Genomic DNA, 2,500 nt, shown 5'->3' with positions numbered 1-2,500 from the left:
AACCCTGACCTACAGCTAAGGCCCCCAATTCATGGCTAAGTGGGAAAGCAGGTGGGACGACCAAAACAACCAGGAGGTTGGCTTAGAAGCAGCCATCCTTTAAAGATAGCGTAACAGCTCACTGGTCTAAATAAGTTGTCCTGCGGCGAAGATGTAACGGGGCTCAAGCCATGAGCCGAAGCTTAGGATGCCGTAAGGCATGGTAGCAGAGCGTAGTGTGACATAGTCTCATTCCTCCTTCACGTCTTCGGGCGTATTGGAGGAGAGAGGCTTTCGATGAAGCCGGCGCGTGAGCGATCCGGTGGAGAGATCACTAGTGAGAATGATGACATGAGTAGCGACAAAGAGTGTGAGAGACACTCTCGCCGAAAGTCCAAGGGTTCCTGCTTAAAGCTAATCTGAGCAGGGTAAGCCGGCCCCTAAGCCGAGGCCGAAAGGCGTAGGCGATGGGAACTAGGTTAATATTCCTAGGCCGTGGAGTGGTGACGGATCTCAGAGGTAGTTCATCCTTATCGGATTGAATGGGCTGCTGAGAGGTTCCTGGAAATAGCCCTCCTATAAGACCGTACCCTAAACCGACACAGGTGGACTGGTAGAGAATACCAAGGCGCTTGAGAGAACGATGTTGAAGGAACTCGGCAAAATACCTCCGTAAGTTCGCGAGAAGGAGGCCCGGTTCCTAGGCAACTAGGGGCTGGGGGCACAAACCAGGGGGTGGCGACTGTTTATTAAAAACACAGGGCTCTGCGAAGTCGCAAGACGACGTATAGGGTCTGACGCCTGCCCGGTGCCTGAAGGTTAAAAGGAGAGGTGAGAGCCTTGAATTGAAGCCCAGGTAAACGGCGGCCGTAACTATAACGGTCCTAAGGTAGCGAAATTCCTTGTCGGGTAAGTTCCGACCTGCACGAATGGCGTAACGACTTCCCCGCTGTCTCCAACATCGACTCAGCGAAATTGAATTGCCTGTCAAGATGCAGGCTTCCCGCGGTTAGACGGAAAGACCCCGTGCACCTTTACTACAGCTTCGCACTGGCATCAGGATTGTGATGTGCAGGATAGGTGGTAGGCTTTGAAGCAGGAACGCTAGTCCCTGTGGAGCCTCCCTTGAGATACCACCCTTCGCACTCTTGATGTCTAACCGCGGTCCGTTATCCGGATCCGGGACCCTGCGTGGCGGGTAGTTTGACTGGGGCGGTCGCCTCCTAAAGCGTAACGGAGGCGCGCGAAGGTTGGCTCAGAGCGGTCGGAAATCGCTCGTTGAGTGCAATGGCAGAAGCCAGCCTGACTGCGAGACTGACAAGTCGAGCAGAGTCGAAAGACGGCCATAGTGATCCGGTGGTCCCGAGTGGAAGGGCCATCGCTCAACGGATAAAAGGTACGCCGGGGATAACAGGCTGATACTGCCCAAGAGTCCATATCGACGGCAGTGTTTGGCACCTCGATGTCGGCTCATCTCATCCTGGGGCTGGAGCAGGTCCCAAGGGTACGGCTGTTCGCCGTTTAAAGAGGTACGTGAGCTGGGTTTAGAACGTCGTGAGACAGTTCGGTCCCTATCTGCCGTGGGTGTAGGAGACTTGAGAGGAGTTGCCCCTAGTACGAGAGGACCGGGGTGAACGATCCACTGGTGGACCTGTTGTTGCGCCAGCAGCAGTGCAGGGTAGCTATGATCGGACAGGATAACCGCTGAAGGCATCTAAGCGGGAAGCCCCCCTCAAAACAAGGTCTCCCTGAGGGCCGTGGAAGACCACCACGTCAATAGGCCGGAGATGTAAGCGCAGTAATGCGTTCAGTTGACCGGTACTAATCGCCCGATAGGCTTGATTTGATCCAGTAATGGAAAGACAAATCAAAAACATACACACCTTAGACTAACGATGGCTGTGTCGCGCCAAGCGGCACTGTTGATTGATTACACTACCGAGTGGCAACGCGCCTTTTGCACGCAAAAGACGCTGCCTGCCACCCGTCGCGCTTGCTACGCAAGTCGCAACGTGGGATTTTCCTCGGTTTGGTGGTCATAGCGCAAGTGAAACACCCGGTCCCATCCCGAACCCGGAAGTTAAGCACTGCCGCGCCAATGGTACTTGGGCTTAAGCCCCGGGAGAGTAGGTCACCGCCAAACCTAGAAAAATCCCAATTCTCTCTAAATGATAACAATACTTATTCGACCCCGGCCTCAAGTAGCGAAAGCGATAGGCCAACCTAGTGTCGCGGGATGGAGCAGCCCGGTAGCTCGTCAGGCTCATAACCTGAAGGTCGTAGGTTCAAATCCTACTCCCGCAACCAGGTCGAATAATATCAACACAGCCCGTTCAGACTAAAATTGATCCACTGGATCAATTGCTTAACGTCTTCACCTCGTCAGGCTCATAACCTGAAGGCCAAAGGTTCAAACCCTACTCCCGCAACCTAAATCACTACACAATATCAATATATTACACACCGTGCCAGAGCGGGCTTTTGCGTTGCGCCATCACAACTGAAAGCACCGTGGAAGCAA

The 2,500-nt window shown here is 53.8% G+C and carries 1 tRNA gene and 2 rRNA genes (1 of these 3 cut by a window edge); all 3 read left to right on the top strand.

Annotation, left to right across the window (positions count from 1 at the left end):
• A 23S ribosomal RNA gene (locus tag AC2FH8_RS20510) occupies positions 1-1,825 on the top strand (it extends 1,003 nt beyond the left edge of the window).
• 182 nt (positions 1,826-2,007) lie between these two features.
• Positions 2,008-2,122: ribosomal RNA gene (gene rrf / locus AC2FH8_RS20505) — 5S ribosomal RNA — on the top strand.
• An 87-nt stretch (positions 2,123-2,209) separates the two neighbouring features.
• A tRNA-Met gene (locus AC2FH8_RS20500) sits at positions 2,210-2,286 on the top strand.
• The last annotated feature ends 214 nt before the right edge of the window (positions 2,287-2,500 follow it).

The organism is Ruegeria sp. CDSC025 (assembly GCF_059610805.1).
This window is presented reverse-complemented; position numbering and strand designations above follow the sequence as displayed.